The sequence below is a fragment of the Gilliamella sp. wkB7 genome (assembly GCF_001693435.1).
Lineage (GTDB): Bacteria > Pseudomonadota > Gammaproteobacteria > Enterobacterales > Orbaceae > Gilliamella > Gilliamella apicola_N.
Map to the genome: position 1 here is coordinate 862,743 of NZ_CM004509.1, position 20,325 is coordinate 883,067.

The window sequence follows — 20,325 nt, forward strand, 5'->3', positions numbered from 1 at the left end:
AATCTATCAATTAAATAAAATGTTAAATGATTACTGCAAAACTCACTAATATTAGCTAGTTATTAGATTATAATTTTTTGTTATAAGAAGATATTTACTCATGTACACGTATTTCATAGGTGTAGGACATTTTTGCTGTCTTACTTAACATGATAGAGGCACTACAATATTTTTCAGAAGCAAGTTTTATCGCATTTTCAACCGCTTCGTTATCCACATTCACACCTGTAATTACGATATGAAAATTAATTGTGGTATAAACTTTTGGTGAAGATTCTGCCTGAGTTTTATCAATTTCAATCCAAAGATCACGCACATCCTTTTTTTTATTTTTTAATATAGCGATAATATCATACGCCATACAACCAGCAGCACCGTGCAATAAAAGTTCCATAGGACGAGCACCACGATTACGCCCACCATGCTCAATTCCGCCATCCATCACTAACGAATGACCACTTGCGGTTTCGCCTAAAAAGCCAAAATCATCAATCCACTTTAAACGATCTTTCATTTTTCACTCCTTTCAATTTAAATTTATCTTAAAACTTTTATCGATTAGGCTAAATAACATAAGATTTTTTAAGCACTATTTCATCTTTTAGCTGATTACTTTGTTAATCAATTAAAGCTTAACGTTAATTACTTTGCTAATCGATTTCTCGTTATATATTAAACAACTCGAATAGAATAACCAAATTATTTGCAACCAGAATGAAACATATTTACAATCAATTGGCTAGCTATGATTTTTATTTTTGAATCAAATAGGTAGGCTAATGACGTTATCCCATCTTAAGGATTAAAAATATGATTTTTGAGTTTGTTATCTTCCTCATTATCGGTGCTGCGGCTGGTTTGCTTGCAGGTATGTTCGGTGTTAGTGGGGGAGCATTGATTGTACCGGCTCTAATTTTTACGCTCAATTATTTCAATCTGGGTAACCATTGGACTCACCATATTGCTATAGCTTCATCCTTAGCGACAATTATTGGCACTAGTTTATCATCAAGTTGGACCCAAAATAAAAACAAAAACATTGAATGGTCAATTCTAAAAAAGATGGTGATAGGTTGCATTATCGGTACAATTGCCGGTTCTTACATGACCCCTTATATTCCAGGTATATGGTTAAAATGGCTATTTATCTTTTTTCTAATTTATGTTGGTAGTAAATTTATTTTTAAAACCAATAAAGTGATACAAAATCAAACATCTGAAGTAACTTCGTTGGGTAACAGTATTTTTATTGCTGTTGGTACATTAATTGGTGTTTTTGCTGCGCTGGTCGGTGTGGGTGGCGGTGTACTGGTTGTACCGTTTTTGAAAAAATGCGGAGTCGATATGCGTAAAGCAATTGGAACATCAGCAGCATTCACCTTACCCGTCGCTTTTGGTGGCACTATTGGGTACATTATTGCGAGTTGGAATATCCAAGAACTTCCTGAATATAGCTTAGGTTTTATCTATTTACCTGCGGTATTTTCAATTATGCTCACCAGTATACCTATGGCAAAAGTCGGTGTGCAAATTTCGCAAAAATTACCTGTAAATAAACTGATTACCTATTTCGGTATTTTCTTATTAATGCTAGCAGTAAAACTTATTGTTTCCTAACGTTCATCCCTACTCTTCTTAATTTTTTTGAAAGAGTTAATTTTTATAATTAAACAGTACATATTAGTGACTTTTTGTTTGGATAGAAAAACACACTAGGCTTAGAGCCTCTTTTACCGCTAAGTTTTTGCCATACCGCCATAATAAGATGTGTGCAGTGGTTATAGCATGTGATCACAGAGAAGTTTAGAGAGTTCTAATTAATTATATTGATATAAAAGATAGCTATGTAAAAATTATTCAGGAGTCTATACCGTTTTAATTTTAAACAATTAAAAAGGTCGCTAATGCGACCTTTTGTTTCAGTTACGAAATATGCTTGGTATTATCGCGCCTCTTTCACCGCTAAGCCTAATTGCCATACGGCCATAGCATAATGCGTACTATGATTGTATCGAGTGATGACATAAAAGTTTGGTAAGCCATACCAATATTGATAGCTATCGCCCATATCCAACCGCAGTAAACTGACCTTATTATGACCATCTAATGAACTTTTCGGTTTTAATCCTGCTCTAGCTAACGTTTCAACGGTGTATTTTGTACTAAAACCCGTATCAAGTGATAGTGCTTGCCCATCGGCGATAACCGCGACTTTTTTACCACGTTGCCAACCGTGTGCTTTAAAGTAGTTAGCTACACTGCCGATTGCATCAACCGGATCCCACAGATCGATGTGACCATCATTATTGAAATCGACAGCGTGATTTCTGAACGCTGATGGCATAAATTGACCGTATCCCATTGCTCCAGCAAATGATCCACTTAGATCAAATGGGTCAACGCTCTCATCACGGCACATAATTAAAAAGTGCTCTAGCTCATCTGTAAAATATTGTGCTCGTCTTGGATAATAGAAAGCAAGAGTTGAGAGTGCATCAATGATTTTGGTTTTACCCATCACTCGTCCCCAACCCGTTTCAACACCAATAATACCCACAATAATTTCAGGCGGTACACCATATTGGTTATATGCTTGTTGTAACTCTTTTTTATAATTATTCCAAAATTCTACCCCACGAGATAAATTACTTGGCGTGATAAATTTATTCTTATAACGGATCCAAGCACCATTAGGTCCTGTAGAGGGACCTGAACTTGGCGCTTGCTTATCCATTAAATTAATTACCCAGTCAAGTTTATTGGTTTGCGAAAGCACTTCGCGTAATTGCTCACGATTAAATCCATGCTTATTGACCATTCTGGTAATAAATTTTTCTTGATCAACAGCCAACGGTTCATTGTTGTTTTTAGGAGGATTATGTTCTTCTTCTAAATAGACACCACCTTGGACATTAGGATGTCCGCGATGTTCTTGCATAGGCGATATTGAAGATTTCTCACTACTACAAGCTGCAAGCAATAATATTATATTAATTAGAATGATAATTCGCTGCATATTAAACCTATATTTTATTTAATTAAAAAATCGTTGACGTCAAAAAGTATTTATTATTTCTCAACAATATTTGAACAAACTTTACCTTCAACAATCTGTTTAATATTATTTAAAGTCGTATCAGAAATATTTAACAGTGCTTCTTGGGTTAAAAATGCCTGATGTCCAGTAAAGATAACGTTATGACATGATGATAAGCGACGAAATACGTCATCTAATATTACATCGTTTGATTTATCTTCAAAAAATAGATCGCGTTCGTTTTCATATACGTCCATACCTAGAGCGCCGATTTTAGTTTGTTTTAATGCATCAATTGCTGCTGTAGCATCCAGTAATGCTCCTCGACTGGTATTAATAATCATGACGCCATCTTTCATTTTTTGGAAAGATTCTTTATTCAATAAGTGATAATTTTCTGGTGTCATTGGACAATGCAATGTGATGATATCCGATTTGGCATAAAGTTCGTCTAATTCGACATATTGTGCGCCAAGTTCTACAACAATGTCATTTGGATATGGGTCATAAGCTAAGATATGCATGCCAAAACCTTTTAAGATGCGAATCGCTGCTTGTCCAATTTTACCTGTGCCAATTACGCCAGCAGTGCGATTATGCATATTAAAGCCAGTTAATCCATCTAAAGAAAAATTAGCATCGCGTGTGCGTTGATAAGCCTTATGGGTACGACGATTAAGAGTCATCATTAACGCAACTGCATGTTCAGCAACCGCTTCAGGTGAATAAGCGGGTACACGCACAACGGTAATACCTAATTTTTTTGCCTCAGCAAGATCAACATTATCGAATCCAGCACAACGTAATGCTAGAATTTTTATGCCATATTCAGCCAACTTGTGTAAAACTTTTTTATCAACTTCATCATTCACAAATACACAAACTGCATCATATCCTTGCGCAGTAACCACCGTTTTTTGGCTTAGTTTGTGTTCATAATATTCGATATCGAAACCAAATTTTTTATTGGCGATATCAAGATGCTCTTTGTCATAATGTTTACTACTGAATACAGCAATTTTTGTTGGATTTTTCATATTATCACACCCCTTTGAATGGTGATTAGTTGATCTATTAATCGGTCGTTTTCTTTGATGCTTGATTAATAACAGCGTTTTGAAGCATTTTTTTGCATGCTCCAAATTAGTGAAGTTTTTATTTCAAAACATCCATTGTCACAGTTTTCCAGTTTTAGAATCAGGCTTGAGATAATCCGTTTTATCTTGGCTTGCAGAATTATTTTTTATAGTTGTATGCTATGATAACACTTTGCGAAAAAACTAATCAATAAAGTTAAATAATGACTAATGAGCAAAATTCACTTATAAAAACAATTTTTACCGAAAAAATGCTAATCTGTATTTTTACTGGATTTGCATCTGGTTTACCTTTTTATTTGTTGTTGCAATTATTACCTGCTTGGTTAGAAAGCGAAGGTATCAATATCAAAACAATTGGCGCGTTTTCGTTAACACAATTTCCCTATATTTTGAAATTTGTCTGGGCGCCATTTATGGACAATATTTCGCTTTTCAATATAGGTAGAAGACGAGGATGGATGCTTGCTTCACAAATTGTATTAGTTTTCTTTATCACAATTTTAGGTTTTTTCTCGCCTACATTAAACATTTGGATAATCGCTTCTATCTGTTTTATTATTGCTCTATTTTCAGCAACACAAGATATTGCACTTGATGCATTTAGGCGAGAATTACTATTAGATAACGAACAGGGACTTGGCAACAGTATTCATACGAATGCTTATCGTGTTGCTGGTTTAGTACCAGGTTCGCTATCATTAATTTTATCCAATTATCTACCTTGGAACAGTGTTTTTATTATTACTGGGCTATTTATGTTGCCAGCAATCATTATGACATTGAGAGTTAAAGAGCCGATTAATCAAGCGCCCAAAAACCATACTATTGAAGATATCATCATTAAGCCATTTAGTGAATTTATTAATCGTCAAGGTATAAAAAGTGCACTCACGATTTTGGCTTTCATCTTTCTTTATAAATTGGGTGACAGTATGGCAACCTCATTAGCAACTCCTTTTTATTTACGGATGGGTTTTAGCCGTTTAGATATTGGCTGGATCGCTAAAAATGCATCATTATGGCCAAGTGTATTTGGTGCATTAATGGGCGGCATATTGATGATCAAAATTGGGATTAATCGTGCACTTTGGCTATTTGGTTTTGTACAAGTTATTTCTATTTTAGGGTTTGCATGGTTGTCTGTTGAAGGCCCATTTACTGAAATTACCTACCACGCTAAAATTTTATTAGCTTTAGTGATTAGCTTTGAAGCGTTAGGCGTTGGGCTAGGATCAGCGGCATTTGTAGCTTTTATAGCAAAAACAACTAATCCCCTTTATACAGCGACACAATTTGCATTATTTACAAGTATTGCTTCTATCCCAAGAACATTAATTAATGCCACTACAGGCATTATGGTTAATTATTTAGGATGGACAACTTTCTTTGGTTTATGTACGATTCTTGCCATACCTGGTATGTTACTATTATTAAAAGTTGCCCCATGGAATACAAAAGAATAGGAGAAAACATGGATAAATTAACACAAGCATTATATTTTCGACACGGATGTAAAAAATTTGACGAAACCAAAAAGATTGATCCTGCTGAAATTGAATATATTTTAGATGCAGGTCGCTTATCCCCTTCAGCATTTGGACTTGAGCCTTGGCATTTTGTGGTAGTTGACAGCCCTAAAATTAAAAGCGAATTATCTGAAGCTTGTTTTAAACAAGAGCAAGTCACCAGTTGCTCACATTATGTAATTGTACTTTATCGTAAATCAAACAGTTTTTCGGTACAAAGTGAGTATTTCCGTAAGGCGATTGCACGTACGTTACCTGATCCAGATGATCAAAATTGTATTGATACTACGTGTCAATCAAGGCTCAATTTTTATGAAAATGGTTTAGCCAGCGGCCTAACCATGAATCATTCATTAGAAATGCAGGCGTATCTAGCTTGTGCCAATATGCTCACAGCCGCCGCTTATCATAATATTGATTCCTGTGCGATTGGTGGATTTCAACATGATGCTGTTATTAAAATTTTAGAAAATCACATACCATCATTTAGTGGTGAAAATTTCGGTGTAGCACTTTGTTTAGCATTTGGTTATCGTATCAATGAACCAACACCTAAAATACGTTGGCCACTCAAAGATATCACCACATATCTATCTGAATAAATATAAATCGTCTGTTACTTTATGCCTCAAAGGTATAAAGTAACAATAAAATTAATGGATATTTAATTGATTGATAACGTGCCAAGATCGTTTGTAACTTAATCCAACCTAAACAAATTCTCAAAAGAAAATAGCTCTTTGGTAACTTGTTAACCTTTTGGTATTATACGCTTTATATTTTTTCTCATCTATTTTTTATACAACTTCTAAATTTTTCATGAGCAATCTATTCATCTTTCTTTTTTATAAACAAATCGATAATTTAAATTCATTTATTAATTGTCTTTAAAAATTAAGTGAACAATAAAAAAGATAACTTTTGTCAACTGTTGAAAAAATATCTTATCGTCATTACCTATCACTATAATAATCAATTTTTTTGCACGATAAAGATTGATAATGTTAGACTTAACAAATTATTAATTGAGCGAGTTCTGTGTTAACAGCCAGAATATAAATAAGGATTTAAAGATGAAAACTAAACATGCACGTTTACTAATACTTGGTTCTGGCCCTGCTGGCTATACCGCAGCCGTTTATGCCGCTCGAGCAAATCTTTCACCTGTTTTAATTACTGGGATACAACAAGGTGGTCAACTCACAACCACGACCGAAATTGAAAACTGGCCAGCTGGAGCACCTGAATTAACTGGGCCTGATTTAATGGTTAAAATGAAAGAGCATGCCGAAAGATTTAATACTGAAATTATTTTAGATCATATCGATCAAGTCGATTTTAGTAGCAAACCTTATAAACTCTATGGCAGTGAAACAGAGTACAGTTGCGATGCATTAATTATTGCGACTGGTGCCTCTGCTCAATATCTCGGTTTACCCTCTGAAGAAGCGTATAAAAGTAAAGGTGTATCAGCATGTGCCACCTGCGACGGTTTTTTCTATCGCAATCAAAAAGTAGCAGTAGTAGGAGGCGGAAATACTGCCGTTGAAGAAACGCTTTATTTAGCCAATATTGCCAGTGAAGTACATTTAATTCACCGTCGCGATAGCTTTAGAGCAGAGAAAATCCTAATGGATCGCTTAGCTGAAAAGATACAAGAAGGTAAAGTAATCTTACATACCCATCAAATTGTTGATGAAATATTAGGTGATAGTATGGGCGTTACAGGGGTTAGACTGCGTAGCACTCAAGATCCTAATCTTACTGAGGATCTATCTGTTATGGGCGTATTTATTGCCATTGGTCATAAACCCAATACCACTATTTTCGAAGGTCAACTTGAATTAAATGGTGGCTACATCAAAGTTAAATCTGGTACACATGGTAATGCGACACAAACCAGTGTCGAAGGTATTTTTGCCGCAGGTGATGTGATGGATCATATTTATCGCCAAGCGATCACTTCAGCTGCAACTGGATGTATGGCTGCACTCGATGCTGAACTTTATTTGGATAATTTGAAATAAACTAAAATATCATCATGTCACTAGATAAAAAACGTCAAACTTATCTACTTGGCTGGTTGAAACAGCATGCAAAAATGCATAAAGCAGATTTGCGTGCTTCTGCTTTAACTGGTTTTGCATTGACTTTATTGGTTATTATGCAAGCGGCTCTACTCGCTATTATTTTACAAAAATTGATTATTGAGCAACAACATTTTGTCGATATCCTGCCTTACTTTGGTTCACTTATTATTATTTTATTAGGTAGAGCGCTGTTAATGTATGTGCGAGAAAAGATCAACTTTGCACTAGGGAAAAAGATACGAAAACAAATTCGCAATGACTTAATTAATCAACTTGAAGCTTATGGCCCTGCTTATTTAAATCAAAGTACTACGGGCGCTTGGAGTACGTTACTTATAGAGCAAGTAGAAAATCTGCATGACTTTTTTGCTCGTTATCTGCCACAAATGCGTTTAGTCAGTATCGTCCCAATTTTAATTTGCATTGCTATTTTACCGTTTAACTGGGCAGCAGCCGCTATCTTGTTATGTACTGCCCCACTGATTCCAATCTTTATGATTTTAGTTGGTATGGGCGCAGCAGATATTAACCGTCGTCATTTTAAAGCTCTGGCATATTTAAGTGGTCACTTTTTAGATCGCTTAAAAGGACTTAATACTATCCGTCTATTTAATCAAGGTGAAAAACAAACCAACGAAATTGCTCAAGCATCCGAAGACTTTCGCGTTAAAACCATGCAAGTATTAAAAATGGCTTTTTTATCCTCAGCTGTGTTGGAATTTTTTACGTCAATTTCGATCGCGATCGTAGCGGTTTATTTTGGTTTTTCGTATTTAGGTGAATTTAATTTCGGTTCATATAATGGCACTGTGACCTTATTTGCGGGTTTTTTTACGTTAATTTTAGCACCCGAATATTTTCAACCATTGCGCGATTTAGGAACTTACTACCATGCCAAAGCTGAAGCCATTGCAGCAGCGGATAATATTGAAGCTTTTTTAAGTAAAGATGTCTTGTTAAATCAAGCTTATCATGATGCCAACCCAATTCAAATCAATCAACCATTACATACTATTGAAGCAAGTAATTTGATTGTACTGTCTAGCGAACAACAACCCATTGTTGGACCATTATCATTCACTTTACAAACACCTTTTAAATTAGCTTTAGTCGGTAAAAGTGGTGAAGGTAAAACTTCGTTAATGCAAGTTTTGCTTGGCTTTTTACCTTATCAGGGTTCGTTGAAGATTAATGGGATCGAATTTAATCAATTAGATATTACCCATTGGCAACAACAAATCAGTTGGATCGGACAGAGTCCTTATCTTATTAATGGCTCAGTACGTGAAAATATTTTATTAGGAAAACCGAATGCTTCTGATGATGAAATTGAAACTGTAATTGCCAAAACCCAGTTAGTGTCTGTTATTGATAAATTACCTCAAGGATTAGATACCCAAGTAGGTGAAGACGCAGTGCGTTTGTCAGTCGGGCAAGCACAACGTGTGGCAATCGCTCGAGCTATGCTAAAACCATGTCAGTTACTCATTCTTGATGAGCCTACGGCAAGCTTAGATAGACAAACCATGCAAAATATAGATCAGCAATATATCGCACCAAATACAATTACCATTACCCATCAAACCGATGATATGCACATTTATAACCAAGTTTGGCAGTTAGCAGATGGTCAGTTACATTGTGATAACAAGGAGGATTTATGTTAGCTATATTACGTCCTTATATCGCACTGTATAAACACTATTTTTGGCAAATTTTGTGTGGTCTATCTTTAGCGCTTTTGACTCTTTTTACTAGTGTATTTTTACTCTCTTTATCGGGTTGGTTTCTAGCTTCAACGGCAGTTGTTGGGGTTGCTGGCTTATATACTTTTAACTATATGTTACCGGCAGCGGGAGTGCGTGGGGCAGCAATTACTCGCACAGCAGCACGCTATATGGAACGCTTGGTGGATCATAATACGACATTTAAGATCTTGGCCTATTTAAGGACATTAGCATTTCGTAAGATTTTACCACTGAGTGCCAATCAGTTAGCTCAATATCAAAGAGCCGATTTACTTAACCGCTTTATTGTTGATATTGATGCGCTGGATCATCTTTATCTCAAACTGTTTTCGCCTATTGTGACCGCTTTGCTCACGATTGGTATAATCTTTATTGTGCTAAGTAATATCAATCTACCAGTAGCGCTTGTTATCACTATTATTCTGACCCTTACTTTATTAGTCATACCCGTTATTTTTTACCAAGCTGGAAAAGAACTGGGCAAGAACTTAGCAAAGCAACAAAGTGAATATCGCTTATTACTGATCAATTATTTACAAGGACAAGCTGAACTTACCCTTTTCAATGCTCAATCACGTTATCGTCACAAACTGGATGAACTGGAAACAAATTGGCTTCGTAATCAACAGCAGCAATCAACTTTAATGGCACTTTCAAGTGCATTAGTATTATTGATCGCTGGCTTTTTAACTCTATTGATTCTTTGGTTAATTACGCAATATACCCTTTCTCCTTTAGTTGCCTTATTTGTATTTGTGAGTCTTGCCAGTGCCGAAATTCTAGCACCAATTCCTGGCGCTTTTATCTTTTTAGGGCAAGTGTTAACCTCCGCTACGCGCACAACAGCAATTTTTAATCAAACACCTGATATTAAATTTATCTCGGAAAGCGAAAGCAAAAAAGTTGATTTAAGTTCAGCAACGCTACAATTTGAAAACATCAATTTTAGTTATCCCAATCAACCTTTCGCGGTATTAACAGATTTTTCGTTAACGGTTAATCAAGGAGAACATATTGGATTAATTGGAAAAACTGGATGCGGTAAATCAACATTATTAAATCTTGTTAATCGCGCTTGGGAACCCACATCAGGCAATATCTATTTTAATGACACACCATTGAATCAATTGGACGAAAAAACCTTACGACAGGCGATTGCTATGGTGCCACAAGTTATTGCAATTTTTAGTGATACCTTAAGGCAAAACTTGTTGATAGGCAATGCACAAGCTACTGAGCAACAACTTATTGAAGTCTTAAAACAAGTTGAACTTGAAAAATTGTTAAATACAGATCAAGGTTTGAATTTGCCTATCGGTCAAGGTGGTCGCGCTTTATCGGGTGGGGAAATTCGTCGTATCGGTATTGCCCGAGCTTTACTGCACAACTCTCCACTCATTTTGATGGATGAACCAACAGAAAGCCTTGATCAGCAGACCGAGCAACAAATTATTCAATTAATCAAACAAACTTGTAAAAATAAAACGTTAATTATGGTTACCCATCGTTTAACGGATAATCCATTATTTGATAGAGTAATTTCTCTTAATGGTTGAATTAATGAAATAATTTTTACTCAAACGTATAGTGAATCTGAAACTTCTTGACAAAATATACAAGGTCAATGTTATCTTCACCGTTATTTTTTAAAAATATGATATACTGATGCTTTAATTTTTATGATAGAGAGATTATTTTGCAACAGTCGTTACAAGATTTTATTATCGATAAGATTGATGATCTAAAAGGCAAAGACATTGTTACCTTAGATGTGCGTGGTAAATCAAGCATTACCGATTATATGATTGTCTGTACGGGCACTTCAATCCGTCATGTCTCATCCATTGCTGAGCATTTACTTGATGAAGCGAAAAAACATGGGCTTCTTGTTCTAGGTAGCGAGGGAAAAAATGATGCTGATTGGGTAGTGGTTGATATGGATTCAGTCATTGTACATATTATGCAAGAAGAAACCCGTCAACTTTACGAACTCGAAAAACTTTGGAGTTAGCGGCGTGAAGATACAGCTTATCGCTGTTGGCAACAAAATGTCAAGTTGGGTTACCACTGCTTTTGAAGATTATCGTTCGCGCTTCCCTAAAGATATGCCACTAGAACTTATCGAAATTCCAGCTGGAAAACGAACTAAAAATGCAGATATTGCCCGAATTTTAGATAAAGAAGGCGAACAAATGTTAGCAAATTGCGGTAAAGGCAACTGCATTATCACATTAGATATTCCTGGTAAACCTTATACTACGCATAATTTAGCACAACAGTTAGAACGTTGGAAAACCGATGGTCGTGATGTGAGCTTGCTTATTGGGGGGCCTGAAGGCTTATCTCCTGCTTGTAAAGCGGCAGCACAGCAGAGCTGGTCGCTGTCGCCTCTTACGCTTCCTCATCCTTTAGTGCGTGTCATTGTCGCAGAAAGCCTTTATCGAGCATGGAGCTTAACCACTAACCATCCTTATCATCGTGAATAAATAAATTAGGTAAACACAGTAAAATGAGTGCAATTATTTTAGATTTGCAAATAGCTACAGACGATAACCAAAATTTGCCAACTGAAGAACAAATTACGCAATGGTTAAACGTGATTTTGCCTCAATTTATGGATAATGCTGAAATCACTATCCGAATTGTGGATGAACAAGAAAGCCAGCAGTTAAATAATACATACCGCCACAAAGATAAACCCACCAATGTACTCTCTTTTCCATTTGAATCACCGATTGAAATTGAAGTACCACTGTTGGGTGATTTGATTATTTGCAAACAAGTGGTGGAAGCTGAAGCGAAAGAACAAGATAAATCGTTAACTTCACATTGGGCACATATGATCGTGCATGGTTGTTTGCATCTATTAGGATATGATCATATCCTTGACGAAGAAGCCGAAGAAATGGAAAATATCGAAATTGATATAATGCAACAGCTAGGATTTAATAATCCATATCAACCGATTGACGAATAACTGTGTTCAGTTATCATCATTAATGATAACTGAACTGAAGTAAAAATAATTAAATACAATAAATTAGTAAAGGAAAAAGCAAATGAGCGATGATAATCCCCGGAGACCCAAAAAAGGGTTTGCCTTATGGTTAAGTCAGTTATTTCATTCAGAACCCAAAGATAAAGAAGAACTGATTGAAGTTATACGCGAAGCTGAAGAAAACGAACTTATCGATCCAGACACACTTGATATGATTGAAGGCGTCATGGATATAGCCGAACAACGCATTCGCGATATTATGATCCCCCGCTCACAAATTGTTACTATCAAAGACAATTATTCACTTGATCAATGCTTAGATATTATTTCTGAACATGGTCACTCTCGTTATCCTGTAATTAGTGAAGATAGAGACCACATTGAAGGTGTGTTACTGGCGAAAGATTTACTCATATTTATCCGCCAAGGTATTGACGATTTCGATTTAAAAAAGATACTACGACCAACAGTTATTGTGCCGGAAAGTAAACGTGTTGATCATATGTTAAAAGAGTTTCGTATGCAACGTTACCATATGGCAATAGCGATTGATGAATTTGGTGGAGTATCAGGTCTTGTCACAATTGAAGATATTTTAGAGCTCATTGTAGGTGATATTGAAGATGAATATGATGAAGTTGAAGATCGGGATGTTCGTCGCTTATCTCCTTTGGTTTACACCGTACGTGCGCTCACGCCAGTAGAAGAATTTAACGAAATTTTTGCGACACATTTTAGTGATGACGAAATGGATACGATTGGTGGTTTGGTAATGCAACATTTTGGTCGCTTACCTTTACGAGGTGAAAGTATAATCATTGACGGTTATCAATTTAAGGTAACCATAGCCGATAAAAGACGTATCATCCAACTGCATGTAACTATTCCTGAAGATGCCACAGTGCCTAATTTAGAGTTGCCATAACATGCTCAAATATCTACTATTAAGTTTTATTTACGGTTGCATCGCTGTTTTTAGTTATGCACCCTTTCATATTTGGCCTTTAGCATTTATCTCTTTTGCTGGCCTATTATGGCTTATTGCCAATAAAACTAAAAAACAAGCAATGTTATTAGGATTGAGTTGGGGTATTAGTTATTTTACCTCAGGAGTCCATTGGGTTTATATCAGTATTAAACAATATGGGGAACTACCTACACCTATTGCAATGGTGATACTAGGCTTTCTGATCCTATATTTGTCACTTTACCCGATGTTATTTGCTTTTTTACTTAGAAATGCAGATCGTTTAGCACCTCAATTTTCATTCAAGCAATTGGCGTTAGCTGCACCTATCTTATGGCAATGTACTGAATTTTTACGAGGTTACATTTTAACGGGTTTTTCCTGGTTACAACTTGGTTATAGCCAACTTGATAGCCCATTGCGAGCCTATTTTCCTATCGTTGGTATAGATGGTGTTAATTTGCTAACTTGTTTTTTATGTGGACTGGCCATTTACAGTTTATATAAAATTAAGCAACATCAATCCCAAAAGCACGCGCTTGGTGCAATAATTGCACTATTAACGATCTTCATTGCACCAATTTTATTCAAAGATAAAAACTGGACCGAGGTTGATCATCATCGTATAGCGAATTTTTCATTAATTCAGGGCAATATTCCACAAACTTTAAGGTGGAGCAATGAACAATTAAATAATACTTTAGAAACCTATTATCAACTTACTCAACAAAATTTTGGTAAAGACAAAATTATAATATGGTCAGAAGCCAGCATTACAGATTTTGAAACCAATCAACAACCTTTTTTATATTATTTAGATAACCAAGCAAGAGCGAATGATTCTGAAATTGCCGTTGGTATTATTGATTATCGTTTTAATGAGACAGACAATCGAAATAAAGGTAATATTTATAATTCGTTAATTGTATTGGGCGAAAAAGAACCCTATCAATACCCAACAGCTCATCGTTATCAAAAACATCATTTAGTACCATTTGGTGAATTTACACCATTTGAATCTTTACTAGAACCGATTACTGAACTGCTTAATATTCCAATGTCTTCAATGAAAGCAGGCGATGAAAAACAGCCCCAATTAACCATGAAAGGGTTTAAATTCACAACAGCTATCTGTTATGAAGTAATTTTATCCGATCTTATATGGGAAAACTTTAAACCTGATACTGATTTTTTACTCACTGTCTCGAATGATGCTTGGTTTGGTGATAGCATTGGTCCAAAACAGCATTTGCAAATGGCACAAGCTAGAGCATTAGAGTTTGGTCGTCCATTAATTCGCAGCACCAATAATGGTATTACCGCAATAATTAACGAGCAAGGCAGAATCATAAAACAGATTCCGGCATTTACCGCCGATGTTTTAAATGCCAGTCTATCTCCGACCACTGGCCTAACTCCTTATGCTAAATGGGGAAATAAACCTTATTTATTGTTCATGATATTAATGTGTATTTCCATATTTATAAAAAGACGTTCATAATTTACGATAGTGGCATAAATATTGCTTAAATATATCTAGTTTCAAATAAAATCATGTGCAGAAATAATTGCTTATAAAGCATAATTATAGCTGCGCATTTGGAGCCAATGATATATAAATAAACAGTAAAAAGTACTTTTATGATAAAAAATAAGTTATAATATACGCCCTTTGTAAAAATATTAAATAAATTTAATATGATACAAATTAAACAGTAGGAGACGAGAATGAACAAAAAGACAAAATTAACCAAATTAGTTTTATCACTTGCAATGTTAGGTCTAATGACTGGTTCGGCATTAGCTGAAGAACTTACTGGCACGTTAGCTAAAATTAAAGAAAGTGGTGTTATTGTTGTTGGTCATCGTGAATCTTCTATTCCATTTTCCTACTATGGCGATAAGCAAGAAGTGATTGGCTATTCACAAGATTATTCTAATCTAATCGTAGATGCAGTAAAAAAAGAGTTAAACTTACCTGACCTTAAAGTAAAATATTTACCAGTTACTTCTAAGACGCGTATTCAACTCCTTAACAACTATACTTACGATTTTGAATGTGGTTCAACTACTAACAATCTTGAACGCCAAAAAACAGTTGGTTTTTCAAACAGCATCTTTATTGTAGGTACGCGCTTTTTAGTTAAAGCGGACAGTAATATCAATAGTATTGAAGATTTAAAAGGCAAAAATGTAGTAACGACGGCTGGCACTACTTCTGAAATCCGTTTAAATCAAATCAACAATAAAGAAAATTTAGGTATCCGGATCATTACCCCAAAAGATCATGGTGATGCATTTAATTCACTTGAAACTGGTCGTGCTGCTGCATTTTTAATGGATGATGCTTTATTGGCTGGTGAACGTTCACGTGCAATTAATCCTGCTGAGTGGAAAATTGTTGGTGAACCTTTATCTTATGAATCTTACGGTTGTATGTTAAGAAAGGGTGACACTCAATTTAAACAACTTATGGACAACGCCATTGCTGAAGCCCAAAAATCAGGAAAAGCATTAGAGTCTTATAACAAATGGTTCACTCAACCAGTACCACCAAAAGGTGCAAATATGGAACTTGAAATTTCACCGAAAATGGTTGAGCTTTTTGCAAACCCTAACGATAAAGCATTAGATTAATACTTTTCTTATCTTTCTAATCCATGTACTAAATGCCGTAGCATTTAGTACATAATCTAAATTAGTGAATTAAATATATTATGAGTTTTAATTGGACACTATTTTTTGAACCCACCCCTTATGGTGATGGGATTTATTTAAATTGGCTGTTAGATGGCATTTTTGTGACCGTTTCATTAGCCATTACAGCATGGATCATCGCCTTTGTGCTGGGTTCATTGGTTGGTATCTGTAGAACACTTGACAACAAGTTTCTAAGTAATTTTGCGTCAAGCTATATTCAGCTATTTCGTAATATCCCGTTACTTGTACAAATGTTTTTATGGTATATGCTATTTCCTGAAATTCTGATAGGCAGTTTAAAAACGTGGTTTGTATCTGGTTTATCACCAAATATTAGTTCGTTCATCATCGCCGCAACTGCTTTAGGACTGTTCACATCTGCGCGAATTGCCGAGCAAGTAAGAACGGGTATTCAAACTTTGCCTAAAGGCCAAAGATATGCAGCAATCGCACTTGGCTTAACCAATCGTCAAGCATATAGATACGTTTTATTACCTAATGCTTATCGTCGAATTATTCCACCATTAACATCAGAAATGACTAATATTATTAAAAACTCATCTGTTGCTTCAACAATTGGGTTAATAGATTTAATTGGACAAATTGATCGTATTAATGAATCAACCAATAGTATTGTCGAAATTTTGTGCGGTGTAACGATTGCCTTTATGCTAATAAATTATGCTGTACTCACTATTATGCGTATTGTTGAAAAACATACTCGTTTACCAAACATGAATCATGGAGGATAAAATGCAGCTTTTTGATTGGATTGCAAATATACCTTCATTGGTATTTGATAATTATCATTTACTATTAAGTGGTTTATGGTTAACAACAAAAATCACCCTTAATGCGGTCATTTTTGGTATTGTTTGGGGTACTATGCTTGCGTTAATGCGTTTATCAAATAATAAATTGCTTAATATTTTTGCTAAATGCTACGTAAATTTATTTCGTTCCATTCCTCTATTATTAGTGCTGTTATGGTTCTATTTAGCATTGCCACAAGTTATTAAATATGTATTTAATTTACCACCTTATGCGGATGTACGTATTGTTTCGGCAATGATCGCTTTTGCACTTTTTGAAGCGGCTTATTATTCAGAAATCATTCGCGCTGGTATCAATGCAGTGAACAAAGGCCAATATCATGCTGCTTATGCTTTAGGAATGACTAAAGGTCAAGCCATGCGTTTAATTATCTTACCTCAAGCATTTCGGTCTATGGTGCCACTGTTACTAACTCAAGGTATTATCTTATTCCAAGACACCTCGTTAGTTTATGTGATGAGTTTAATTGACCTTTTCGGTGCAAGTGTAACTCAAATTGGTAATGTTCAAGGCGGTACTGTTAAATATTCAATGATTATTTTTGCAGCAGCAAGTTATTTTGTAATTTGTTTTACTGCTTCACAGTTAGTTAATTATTTTAAGAAAGGGATAAATCGATGATCTCCTTAGAAAATATATCAAAATGGTATGGACAATTTCAAGTTTTAAAAAACTGCACAACAAAAGTAGGTAAAGGTGAGGTTGTCGTTGTTTGTGGACCTTCTGGTTCAGGTAAATCAACATTAATCAAAACTGTTAATGGTTTAGAACCAGTACAACAAGGTAAAATCATTATTGAAGATACAGAAATAACCGATCCCGCAACTAATTTAGCGAAATTACGATCAAAAGTGGGTATGGTGTTTCAACATTTTGAACTCTTCCCTCATTTAACCATTTTAAAAAATTTAACGCTTGCCCAAATTAAAGTATTAGGTCGAGCGGATGAAGAGGCTCGTGAAAAAGCTCTTAACCTATTAGAGCGTGTGGGTTTACTTGCTCATGCTGATAAATACCCTGCACAGCTTTCTGGTGGTCAACAGCAACGTGTTGCGATTGCTCGAGCACTTTGTATGGATCCAATTGTTATGCTATTTGACGAACCAACCTCAGCGCTTGATCCAGAAATGGTTAATGAAGTACTTGATGTAATGGTTGAACTTGCTTATGAAGGCATGACAATGATGGTAGTTACTCATGAAATGGGCTTTGCGCGTAAAGTTGCACACCGGGTTATCTTTATGGATAAGGGTGAAATTATTGAAGATACCTCAAAAGAACAATTCTTCACTAATCCACAATCAGATCGTGCTAAAGACTTCTTAGCTAAGATTATTCATTAAATTAATATCAATTACAGGGCAATATGCCCTGTATTCTTTTCTTGTTTATTTAATTTAATTTTATTTTATTTTTTATATTCAATAAAATAATCAACCTTCCAACTGTTATTTATATAACTTTATCCATTATTTAGTAATAAATTAACTAAACCACTGTGCCTTTGTGTTTGAGATTTTATTGCTTGTTGCAGAATTTGTTCAGTTGCATAAATTGAAACCGTTTTTTTAGCGCGAGTGATGGCTGTATAAAGTAATGAACGATTAAGTAATGGCGAAAATTCTGTTGGCAAAATAATATTTACATAATCAAATTCTGAACCTTGTGACTTATGAATCGTCATTGCATAAGCCGTTTCATGCTCAGGTAATCGGAAAGGAGAAAACCCTTTTATCGAACCGTCAGCAAATGGAAAATAGACTCGTAATTTTGAATGGTCATGCTCTGCCCTTAAAGTAATTCCAATATCACCATTATAAAGTCCTAATGAAATGCTATTGCGTAAAATCATAATCGGACGACCGACGTACCAAGCTTCGTCATTCTTAAGGTGAATCAATTTTTTTTGAGCTAATAAAGACTCGATTTGCTTATTTAAACCACTCACACCAAACTGCCCTTCTCGCACTGCACAGAGTAAGCGATATTGAGCAAATTTATCTAAAATCGTTGCAATACCATCAACGCAGTGTTGATTTATTACATTTAGATAATGTTGATATTGATTCACACTATCATGTAAAACAGCTTGGTAGGCTTGCTGAGATGAAAGTTCCTGATACTTAATATCACTCAATGAAACATTGTTTAATAATTGTTTAACAACACCTGATTTCCCATCTTTTACCGCATTAGCAAGTAAACCGATACCCGATGCCTCATCAAATCGATAACTCTTTTGTAATAAGCAAATACTGTCAGTAATGTTGGCTGTTCGCTCTGAAATTGGCACTTCATAACCTGTCACTTGGCTTAGTTCTTTAGCTCGTAATTTGCTGTATCCATCAGTAATAAATGCACAGAGATCACCAAATACAGCACCTGCTTCGACCGATGAAAGTTGATCTTTATCACCAAGTAAAATTAAGCGTGCTGAGGATGGTAACGCATCTATTACTCTTGCCATCATATTTAAGTCTACCATTGATGCTTCGTCTATCACTAATACATCTAAGTTAAGTGGATTATCTTTATCATACGTGAATGAGCGATTATCTGCTTTGGCACCCAACAAGCGATGCAAGGTAACTGCTTCCGTATTAATATTTAAAGGTGATAAGGAAAGCTGTTCAATTGCTCTACTTAACGATTCGGTTAATCTTGACGCCGCTTTTCCTGTAGGTGCGGATGTAACTAATCGAGCTTTAGGATTAGTTTGCCTAATTGCAGCAAGTATTTTGGCAACCGTTGTGGTTTTCCCTGTTCCCGGTCCACCAGAAATAATGGCTACTTTACGGGTTAATGCAACTGCCACAGCAATTTTTTGCCAATCGATAGACTCTTCATTATTGCTAAAAAGCTGATTAAGAATTACATTTAAGTCAATTAAGTAATTGGATTCTAGGGTAAGTGCTGTGTGATTAAAATATTGAGCAACATTAACTTCATCAAACCACATACGCTGAAAATAGAGTTTATTTTGGGTAAAAATAAGGGGTGATAAATTTGTGCCATCACTCACAACCTGTTTACTTTCGGCTTGTTTAAGTACCGCTTGCCAATCTTGTTCACTTGGTAAACCCAAATCCTGCCATAATTGTGGTTCAATGAATTGTTGATTTAAATTAGTCAGTTCAAGACAGACATGACCTGCTCTCACTTCTTTACTCAGCGATAAGACTAAAAAACTAAAACGTTTAGCTGTAATATCATCGTTTAGCCCAGCTTTATTGGTTAAAAACAGAGCTAAATGAATATCGAGCAAACTGATTTGGCTGTTTTGTTCAAATTGTGTTAACCATTCTATTAACATGTGATGAGTTCA

19 protein-coding genes are annotated in these 20,325 nt (G+C 35.4%); 15 read left to right on the forward strand and 4 right to left on the reverse strand.

Features of this window, described 5'->3' with window-relative positions; translation table 11 throughout:
* Window positions 1-94: 94 nt before the first annotated feature.
* Window positions 95-514, reverse strand: coding sequence for an OsmC family protein (locus A9G17_RS03720; RefSeq protein ID WP_065737558.1), 420 nt, complete (start codon window positions 512-514; stop codon window positions 95-97).
* A 296-nt stretch (window positions 515-810) separates the two neighbouring features.
* Between A9G17_RS03720 and A9G17_RS03725 the strand changes: the two genes are divergently transcribed.
* Window positions 811-1,617 carry a sulfite exporter TauE/SafE family protein gene (locus tag A9G17_RS03725; RefSeq protein ID WP_065737559.1) on the forward strand — a complete coding sequence of 269 codons (807 nt, stop codon included), beginning with the start codon at window positions 811-813 and terminating at the stop codon, window positions 1,615-1,617.
* A 325-nt stretch (window positions 1,618-1,942) separates the two neighbouring features.
* On the opposite strand, the gene mltB is transcribed toward A9G17_RS03725, so the two are convergent.
* On the reverse strand, window positions 1,943-3,016 hold the full coding sequence (mltB, locus tag A9G17_RS03730) for a lytic murein transglycosylase B (RefSeq protein WP_065737560.1): 1,074 nt from the start codon (window positions 3,014-3,016) through the stop codon (window positions 1,943-1,945).
* Window positions 3,017-3,069: 53 nt separating this feature from the next.
* Entirely contained in the window at window positions 3,070-4,074 is a 1,005-nt protein-coding gene (locus A9G17_RS03735) for a 2-hydroxyacid dehydrogenase (protein WP_065737561.1), read from the reverse strand.
* Window positions 4,075-4,337: 263 nt separating this feature from the next.
* Between A9G17_RS03735 and A9G17_RS03740 the strand changes: the two genes are divergently transcribed.
* The 14 genes from A9G17_RS03740 (at window position 4,338) to A9G17_RS03805 (ending at window position 18,343) form a co-directional block, all read left to right on the forward strand.
* A complete protein-coding gene (locus A9G17_RS03740) occupies window positions 4,338-5,600 on the forward strand; it encodes an AmpG family muropeptide MFS transporter (RefSeq protein WP_065737562.1) in 1,263 nt (420 codons plus the stop codon).
* Between the two features lie 8 nt (window positions 5,601-5,608).
* Window positions 5,609-6,265 carry an NAD(P)H-dependent oxidoreductase gene (locus tag A9G17_RS03745; RefSeq protein ID WP_065737563.1) on the forward strand — a complete coding sequence of 219 codons (657 nt, stop codon included), beginning with the start codon at window positions 5,609-5,611 and terminating at the stop codon, window positions 6,263-6,265.
* 471 nt (window positions 6,266-6,736) lie between these two features.
* Entirely contained in the window at window positions 6,737-7,690 is a 954-nt protein-coding gene (trxB, locus tag A9G17_RS03750) for a thioredoxin-disulfide reductase (protein WP_065737564.1), read from the forward strand.
* A 14-nt stretch (window positions 7,691-7,704) separates the two neighbouring features.
* Window positions 7,705-9,420, forward strand: a complete 1,716-nt coding sequence (cydD, locus tag A9G17_RS03755) for a heme ABC transporter permease/ATP-binding protein CydD (RefSeq protein ID WP_218059751.1) — start codon at window positions 7,705-7,707, stop codon at window positions 9,418-9,420.
* Window positions 9,414-11,057, forward strand: a complete 1,644-nt coding sequence (cydC, locus tag A9G17_RS03760; protein WP_065737566.1) for a heme ABC transporter ATP-binding protein/permease CydC — start codon at window positions 9,414-9,416, stop codon at window positions 11,055-11,057. Before cydD ends, cydC begins: the two co-directional genes overlap by 7 nt.
* 137 nt (window positions 11,058-11,194) lie before the next feature.
* The gene (rsfS, locus tag A9G17_RS03765) at window positions 11,195-11,512 is read left to right on the forward strand and encodes a ribosome silencing factor (RefSeq protein ID WP_065737567.1); all 318 of its coding nucleotides are present in this window, start codon (window positions 11,195-11,197) and stop codon (window positions 11,510-11,512) included.
* Window positions 11,513-11,516: 4 nt separating this feature from the next.
* Window positions 11,517-11,987: a 23S rRNA (pseudouridine(1915)-N(3))-methyltransferase RlmH gene (gene rlmH / locus A9G17_RS03770; RefSeq protein WP_065737568.1), complete on the forward strand. Its 471-nt coding sequence runs from the start codon at window positions 11,517-11,519 to the stop codon at window positions 11,985-11,987.
* Between the two features lie 23 nt (window positions 11,988-12,010).
* A complete protein-coding gene (ybeY, locus tag A9G17_RS03775; protein WP_065737569.1) occupies window positions 12,011-12,478 on the forward strand; it encodes an rRNA maturation RNase YbeY in 468 nt (155 codons plus the stop codon).
* Between the two features lie 82 nt (window positions 12,479-12,560).
* Window positions 12,561-13,424, forward strand: a complete 864-nt coding sequence (gene corC / locus A9G17_RS03780) for a CNNM family magnesium/cobalt transport protein CorC (RefSeq protein ID WP_065737570.1) — start codon at window positions 12,561-12,563, stop codon at window positions 13,422-13,424.
* A 1-nt stretch (window position 13,425) separates the two neighbouring features.
* Window positions 13,426-14,967 (forward strand): apolipoprotein N-acyltransferase, encoded by a 1,542-nt coding sequence (lnt, locus tag A9G17_RS03785; RefSeq protein ID WP_065737571.1) that lies wholly within the window; start codon window positions 13,426-13,428, stop codon window positions 14,965-14,967.
* Between the two features lie 227 nt (window positions 14,968-15,194).
* A complete protein-coding gene (locus A9G17_RS03790) occupies window positions 15,195-16,103 on the forward strand; it encodes a glutamate/aspartate ABC transporter substrate-binding protein (protein WP_065737572.1) in 909 nt (302 codons plus the stop codon).
* Window positions 16,104-16,183: 80 nt separating this feature from the next.
* The gene (locus tag A9G17_RS03795) at window positions 16,184-16,918 is read left to right on the forward strand and encodes an amino acid ABC transporter permease (RefSeq protein WP_065737573.1); all 735 of its coding nucleotides are present in this window, start codon (window positions 16,184-16,186) and stop codon (window positions 16,916-16,918) included.
* Window position 16,919: 1 nt separating this feature from the next.
* Window positions 16,920-17,621 carry an ABC transporter permease subunit gene (locus tag A9G17_RS03800; protein ID WP_065737574.1) on the forward strand — a complete coding sequence of 234 codons (702 nt, stop codon included), beginning with the start codon at window positions 16,920-16,922 and terminating at the stop codon, window positions 17,619-17,621.
* A complete protein-coding gene (locus A9G17_RS03805) occupies window positions 17,618-18,343 on the forward strand; it encodes an amino acid ABC transporter ATP-binding protein (RefSeq protein WP_065737575.1) in 726 nt (241 codons plus the stop codon). The genes A9G17_RS03800 and A9G17_RS03805 overlap by 4 nt, the downstream gene beginning before the upstream one ends.
* Window positions 18,344-18,462: 119 nt before the next feature.
* Here A9G17_RS03805 and recD read toward each other — a convergent pair whose 3' ends face one another.
* On the reverse strand, window positions 18,463-20,313 hold the full coding sequence (gene recD, locus A9G17_RS03810) for an exodeoxyribonuclease V subunit alpha (RefSeq protein ID WP_065737576.1): 1,851 nt from the start codon (window positions 20,311-20,313) through the stop codon (window positions 18,463-18,465).
* Between the last annotated feature and the right edge of the window lie 12 nt (window positions 20,314-20,325).

What these genes read in the sequence shown, in the direction of transcription:
- A9G17_RS03720 (WP_065737558.1), bottom strand. Translation starts at nt 514, where the DNA reads ATGAAAGATCGTTTAAAGTGGATTGATGATTTTGGCTTTTTAGGCGAA.
- A9G17_RS03725 (WP_065737559.1), top strand. Translation starts at nt 811, where the DNA reads ATGATTTTTGAGTTTGTTATCTTCCTCATTATCGGTGCTGCGGCTGGT.
- mltB (WP_065737560.1), bottom strand. Translation starts at nt 3,016, where the DNA reads ATGCAGCGAATTATCATTCTAATTAATATAATATTATTGCTTGCAGCT.
- A9G17_RS03735 (WP_065737561.1), bottom strand. Translation starts at nt 4,074, where the DNA reads ATGAAAAATCCAACAAAAATTGCTGTATTCAGTAGTAAACATTATGAC.
- A9G17_RS03740 (WP_065737562.1), top strand. Translation starts at nt 4,338, where the DNA reads ATGACTAATGAGCAAAATTCACTTATAAAAACAATTTTTACCGAAAAA.
- A9G17_RS03745 (WP_065737563.1), top strand. Translation starts at nt 5,609, where the DNA reads ATGGATAAATTAACACAAGCATTATATTTTCGACACGGATGTAAAAAA.
- trxB (WP_065737564.1), top strand. Translation starts at nt 6,737, where the DNA reads ATGAAAACTAAACATGCACGTTTACTAATACTTGGTTCTGGCCCTGCT.
- cydD (WP_218059751.1), top strand. Translation starts at nt 7,705, where the DNA reads ATGTCACTAGATAAAAAACGTCAAACTTATCTACTTGGCTGGTTGAAA.
- cydC (WP_065737566.1), top strand. Translation starts at nt 9,414, where the DNA reads ATGTTAGCTATATTACGTCCTTATATCGCACTGTATAAACACTATTTT.
- ybeY (WP_065737569.1), top strand. Translation starts at nt 12,011, where the DNA reads ATGAGTGCAATTATTTTAGATTTGCAAATAGCTACAGACGATAACCAA.
- corC (WP_065737570.1), top strand. Translation starts at nt 12,561, where the DNA reads ATGAGCGATGATAATCCCCGGAGACCCAAAAAAGGGTTTGCCTTATGG.
- lnt (WP_065737571.1), top strand. Translation starts at nt 13,426, where the DNA reads ATGCTCAAATATCTACTATTAAGTTTTATTTACGGTTGCATCGCTGTT.
- A9G17_RS03790 (WP_065737572.1), top strand. Translation starts at nt 15,195, where the DNA reads ATGAACAAAAAGACAAAATTAACCAAATTAGTTTTATCACTTGCAATG.
- A9G17_RS03795 (WP_065737573.1), top strand. Translation starts at nt 16,184, where the DNA reads ATGAGTTTTAATTGGACACTATTTTTTGAACCCACCCCTTATGGTGAT.
- A9G17_RS03800 (WP_065737574.1), top strand. Translation starts at nt 16,920, where the DNA reads ATGCAGCTTTTTGATTGGATTGCAAATATACCTTCATTGGTATTTGAT.
- A9G17_RS03805 (WP_065737575.1), top strand. Translation starts at nt 17,618, where the DNA reads ATGATCTCCTTAGAAAATATATCAAAATGGTATGGACAATTTCAAGTT.
- recD (WP_065737576.1), bottom strand. Translation starts at nt 20,313, where the DNA reads ATGTTAATAGAATGGTTAACACAATTTGAACAAAACAGCCAAATCAGT.